Genomic DNA, 6,286 nt, shown 5'->3' with positions numbered 1-6,286 from the left:
GATGTTAACGACTCACAAAAGATGACCACTTACAAAGAGATTAATCAAGAGATCGCCTTGATGTCTGGTTAGATACATTGGTTGAATAGAGAAAAGTCGCCTAATTGGCGACTTTTTTGTTCACGTTTATTGTGGAGGGAAACAGACACCCGTGCCACCGAGTCCACAATAACCTTCGGGATTTTTAGCTAAGTATTGCTGGTGGTAATTCTCAGCGAAGTAATATGTGCCAGCTGGAAGAATTTCAGTGGTAATAGGGCCACTTTCTGAGCCAAGTAGCTCTTGGTAGGCTTGTTTGGACTCAATCGCGGTTTGATAGTGATCATCGGAGTAAACGTAGATTGCAGAGCGGTATTGTGTACCAAGATCGTTCCCTTGTTGCATTCCTTGAGTCGGGTTATGTTTTTCCCAGAAAGCATGCAGGAGTTGCTCTAGGCTAATCACGCTTGGGTCAAAGATAACGCGAACGACTTCAGTATGCCCAGTTTGACCTGTGCACACTTCTTCGTAAGTAGGGTTAGGGGTAAAGCCTCCAGCATAACCGACAGAGGTGCTGACAACCCCATCGAGTTGCCAGAATAGGCGTTCTGCACCCCAAAAACAGCCCATTCCTAGCAGGATCTTCGAGTGGCCTTGTTTAGGTTCTGCGCTCAAACTGCTTTGGTTGACGAAGTGAACGTCATCAATAACAAGTGGTGTTTCCCGTCCTGGAAGTGCTTGTTGAGCAGTAATCATTGTCTGTTTATCGAGCATCGTGAATTCCTTTTTTTAAATTATTGCTATTTAGACCGCTTAATTGACTGTTTTCGTACAGACTTATTGATTTACTGGCGGTATTATTTCTTAACATTATGTAGACAGATAATTAAGCATGATAAGCAAGCCTTTACCAGTTCTAATCGCACTTGTTTTTTTTGCCCCTTCGGTTTGGGCTCAGAGTGTTGACCTGTCCATTAAAGGACTGGAAGGTGAGCTTGAAGACAATGTTGATGCCTATTTATCGTCAATACCTGAGTCAGAATATCAGACTAACTTGCGCTTTCGCTCTCGCCTCGAGAAAAACATTACCGATGCACTTAATGCGCTAGGTTATTACCATCCACAGATTAGCTTTGAAGTAGCCGATGATAACTCTAAGCTGACGATTCAAGTGGAACCAGGTCCAGCGGTTGAGTTGAAGCAGGTCGACATCCAAATCACAGGTGAAGCGCACGACGATGCTGATTTTATTGCCTTGATAAAAAGTAGCGGTATTAAAGAGGGAGATATCCTCAATCACAGTCTGTACGATGGATTAAAGTCTTCGATTCGTAATTTGGCGCTGCAGAAAGGCTATTTTGAAGGGGACTTTACCGCCAGTCGATTGGAGGTTGCTCCCGAACTCAACCAAGCTTTTATCTATCTTCATTACGACAGCGGTATCCGCTATCACTTTGGTGACAATACAGTTACGGGGAGTCAGATTGAGCTCGATAGAGTAGAATCACTGTCTCCTTACGAACAGAGCGATCCCTACTTGGTGTCTAAAGTGGGTGAGTACAACCAAAACCTTTCAAATACTGATTGGTTCTCTTCTGTGTTTGTTGAACCAGATCTGAGTAAACTGGGGCAAGGACGTGAGTTACCGATGAAGGTATCCCTTGCGCCGCAAGCAAGAAACAAACTAGAAACAGGTATTGGCTATTCAACCGATACCGGAATTAGAGGCTCGTTAAAGTGGAAGAAACCTTGGGTGAACAGCCGAGGCCATAGTTTTGACAGTAGCTTCTCTCTCTCTTCTCCAGAACAGACGGTGACTTTAGGCTACCGTATTCCACTTGAAGACGTACTTAACGAGTATTATCGAATTCAGTATGGAATGAAGAACGTCGACAACCGAGATACCAAAAGCTTGGAGTCAAATCTTGCGGTTGAGCGTCACTGGGTGCTCGACAATGGTTGGCATAGAACGCTTTATGTTCGTTACTTGTTGGAAAACTATACCCAAGGTTTGCAAGACGACAACGCCCAGTTCGTGCTGCCGGGTATCACTTTTTCTCGTAGTCGCATTCGCGGTGGGTCTATGCCTACATGGGGAGACCGTCAAAGCTTTACCCTAGAGTACGGTGACCCGAACGCTCTATCAGAAACTCGAGTGACTCGTTTGCTTGGTGGTATGACTTGGATTCGTAGTGCGGGATCGAATCATCGTGGTCTATTCCGAGTTGATGGTGGGGCTAACTTTTCTGAAGAGTTTAGTAAGCTATCGCCATCGCTGCGATTCTTCGCTGGTGGTGATAACAATTTGCGCGGCTACAGTTATGAGTCGATCTCGCCGGTCGATGAAAGTGGTGCTTTGACTGGTGCTAAGTACATGATAACTAGCTCACTTGAGTATCAATACCGTGTATATGGTGATTGGTGGGGCGCAGTTTTTTATGACATCGGTGATGCGTTTAATGACTCCCCAGAACTTAAACGCGGCACAGGTGTTGGTGTGCGTTGGGCATCGCCTGTCGGGCCAATTAGACTTGATTTCGCTTGGGGGCTTGATGCTAAAGAAGGCGATGAGTTTAAGCTCCACTTTACCTTAGGGCCTGAGTTATGACCCGTATTGCGATTAAGTGGTCAAAGCGGCTGCTGTTTACTCTGTTACTCATACTGCTTAGTGGTTTTATGGCTTTGGGTGCGCTGCTGCTTACTAATACAGGCTTGAATGTCGTGTTGTGGGGCGCAGAGAAGCTGGTCCCTCAACTTAAAGTGGGGTCAACCCAAGGGGCTATCTTTCCCCGCTTTACGTTAAGTCATGTCTCTTTCAAAGACGATAGCTTAAATATTGATACCCAGCTTAGAACGGTAACTTTGGCTGTTAATGCTACTTGTTTTACCGAGCCAAGCGTCTGTATTGACCAGCTTGCCATTGATGGTTTGACATTTTCAATGCCTGAACTGCCGACGGCGGTAGCATCGGAGCAAGAACCAGCACAAGAAACATCATCGACGAGCATTACCTCACCTGTACCGATTAGACTCAATCGATTGGTTCTTAGCGATATTTCGCTCGATATTATCGGTAATCAGATCTCTTGGGATGCATTTAGTTCTTCTGCTTCATTTCAGGGGAATCGCTTACGTATCAATAAGACTCAACTCGTTAACCCGATAGTTAAGCTAGCACCGAGTTCTCCATCCTCGATACCAGAGCAGGTGGAGAACAGGGAGCAAGAAAAGTCTGCTCAAGCAATTTTGCTACCTGAAGTGAAACTGCCTTTACAAATTGATATTGCTCGACTTGATATCCATGACTTTAAACTCGACCAGGCGACGCCAATTATTGTTAATCACTTAGGATTAGAGGCGAGTGCAAAAAACTCTACTGTTATCGTCAAAACTCTCGAACTCGATGTTCCTCAAGCAATGGCGCAGCTCAATGCGCGTATTGAGTTGAAAGGAGACTACCCGTTAGAGCTGTCTTTGGATACGAGGGTCAAAGATCAGCTCGCAGCAGGTCAAACTCTTTCACTGACAGCAAGCGGCAGCGTGGCTGAGTTGGATCTTGCGGCTCAGTTTGGAGGTCTAGCCAAAGCTGAACTCACCGCCAATCTTGAGCCTTTGAAACCGGAGTTGCCTTTTGATATTAAGTTGACGAAAGGCGATTTGCAGTGGCCGCTTACAGGTAAAGGAGATTATATAGCCTCGGTTGAAAAGCTCGAAACGCAAGGCTCGCTTGACGGTTATAGTTTGAATCTATCGGCTCAACTTAAAGGTCAACAGATACCCGAAGTAGCCTTGTTTACGCAAGGTAAAGGAGACCTCTCACATATTTCATTAAGCCAGATTGATATTGAAACCCTAGGGGGGAGCATTTCTGGTGATGTTATGGCCGATTGGCAAGCTCCGATTAACTGGGCAGCAAATCTTAACCTTGTCCAGATTCAGCCAGGACTTCATTGGCCTGAAGCTGAAGGTGATATTAGTGGTGTGCTATCAACCACGGGTAGCCTGACTGAGCAAGGTGGTTGGCAGGTTGATGTACCTAAACTGGATATCGACGGAGTACTGCGTGAATATCCGCTCAATATTGCCGGTAGTATAAAAGCTTCTGACTTGTTAGGTGACAACGCACTGAGTGTTGAAACACCACAGCTTGTTTTGTCCCATGGGCCAAATAGCATTAGGGCGCAAGGTAAGCTTGATAAAAAGTGGCGAATGGATCTGGCGATTAACTTTCCTGATCTAATCAAAACCGTTCCAGACCTAAGCGGAAGAATCGTCGGTGATGTTTCACTGCGTGGAGACATACAACGACCGCTAGTCGGGCTTAAATTAGATGCTAATCGTATTGATTGGCAAAAGCAGGCTCAAGTTTCTGCACTGAGTTTGAAGGGCAATGTTAATCCGTTCCCTGCTCCAAGCGGAAACATTGAGCTAAAGGTCACTCAGGCTACCTATCAAGACAATGTCATCGACGACATCTCTTTAAACTTCAATGGCGACCAACTGCAGCACCGAGTTGACTTAGACCTTCATTCTAATATTGCCTCGACTAGTTTGACGCTGACTGGTTCATTGAGCGAACAACCCCAGTTGAAATGGCAAGGTGCGCTAGAGAGAATGTCGCTTTCTTCTGAGCAAGGCGAATGGCGCTTAAATGAGTCGACAGCACTAAGTTTTGACATGGCGACTGAGCAGGTTTCAGTGGCGGCTCACTGTTGGTCGCAAGCAAGCTCATCATTGTGTTTAAAAGAAGATATCCAAGTGGGGAAACAAGGCGAAGTGGCGCTGGCTTTACAGCAGTTCAATTTCGACCAAATCAAAGTTTTTATCCCGAGCGAGACTCAAGTCGATGGTCAAGCAGAGGCTAAGCTCTGGGCAAAGTGGAGTCAAGGATCTCCGCCTCAGGTCAAAGCCAGTATCGAGCTCTCGAAGGGTAAAGCGATTCATAAACTCGAAAACCCAATCGAGCTAGGGTGGGAAAGCCTTAAGCTCAACGCATCGCTTGTAGAGAATAAGCTCCAGGCTAACTGGTTGCTCGATGTTGCGGATAACGGTGATGTATCCGGGAATATCATGATCCCTGACGTGGTGAGTGACGAACAGCAGATTGATGCGCGATTGAAATTGACGACCTTTACGCTTGATTTTCTTTCACCCTTGGTCGGTGAGTTCAGCAAGCTCAATGCTAAGTTAACCACTGATTTGGCGCTTAGTGGTCCAATTCTTCATCCTCAAGTCAAGGGGCAAATGCTCATTGATGACATCTTGCTCAACGGAGATATTTCACCTGTAGAGGTTGACTCCGGCCGTCTGCTACTCAACTTATCAGGCTATGACGCTACCTTGGCTGCCGCTCTACACACGCCAGATGGTGACCTTGAAATAGCAGGTGATGCGAATTGGCAAGACTTAGAAGATTGGAGCACCAATGTACGTATCTTTGCTGAAGAGTTGATGGTTAATGTTCCGCCAATGGTTAAGATCAAGGCTCAACCGGATATGACGATTTCTGCTTCACCTAAGTTTGCCCGTATTGATGGAGACATTTCATTACCTTGGGGGAGAGTTGTGGTGGAAGAGTTGCCGCCGAGTGCGATCAGTGTTTCTGATGACCAGGTGATATTGGATGCTCAGCTCAAACCAGTCGAAGAGCAGAACCAAGTGCCGTTTGCGGTTCAGTCTAATATCAATATTAAGATTGGTGATGACTTCAAGCTTTCTGCATTTGGCCTTGAGGGGGGATTAGTTGGTAATCTCAATGTAGCGCAAAGGGACCAAGGTCCATTTATTACTGGTGAGGTCAACATTACTGACGGTTCATATCGCTCATTTGGCCAAGATTTGGTGATTAGTGAAGGTAAGGTATTGATGAATGGCCCTGTTGATCAACCTTATTTGCAAATTACGGCGATTCGCAATCCAGACAACACTCAAGATGATGTGACAGCAGGTGTAAAAGTGACCGGGCCAGTGAGTGAGCCGACCGTCACCATATTCTCGGAGCCTGCGATGGCACAAGCGAATGCGTTGTCTTACCTCCTTCGTGGTCAAGACATTGATGGTGAAGCGGGCGGCAATTCAATGACCACCACTTTGATTGGTTTAAGCTTAGCGAAAAGTGGTCGCGTGGTTGGCGAGATAGGTGAAGCGTTTGGTGTGCAAGATCTTCAGCTCGATACTGCTGGCTCTGGTGATGACTCTCAAGTGACGGTGAGTGGCTATATTTTACCAGGTTTACAGGTCCAATATGGCGTCGGTATTTTTGATTCGGTTGGTGAATTCACTGTGCGATATCGCTTAATGACAGATC

General features: G+C 46.1%; 3 protein-coding genes. 2 read left to right on the top strand and 1 reads right to left on the bottom strand.

What is annotated here, in order from left to right:
* Positions 1–126: 126 nt before the first annotated feature.
* Positions 127–753 (bottom strand): peptide-methionine (S)-S-oxide reductase MsrA, encoded by a 627-nt coding sequence (gene msrA / locus QTO00_RS12510; RefSeq protein WP_331425102.1) that lies wholly within the window; start codon positions 751–753, stop codon positions 127–129.
* Between the two features lie 118 nt (positions 754–871).
* Here msrA and tamA point away from each other — a divergent pair, with 118 nt between their 5' ends.
* A complete protein-coding gene (gene tamA, locus QTO00_RS12505) occupies positions 872–2,587 on the top strand; it encodes an autotransporter assembly complex protein TamA (RefSeq protein WP_331425101.1) in 1,716 nt (571 codons plus the stop codon).
* The coding region (tamB, locus tag QTO00_RS12500; RefSeq protein WP_331425100.1) for an autotransporter assembly complex protein TamB at positions 2,584–6,286 on the top strand (3,703 nt) is incomplete at its 3' end. The genes tamA and tamB, both read left to right, overlap by 4 nt.

Source organism: Vibrio sp. M260118, assembly GCF_036533755.1.
Lineage (GTDB): Bacteria > Pseudomonadota > Gammaproteobacteria > Enterobacterales > Vibrionaceae > Vibrio.
This window is presented reverse-complemented; position numbering and strand designations above follow the sequence as displayed.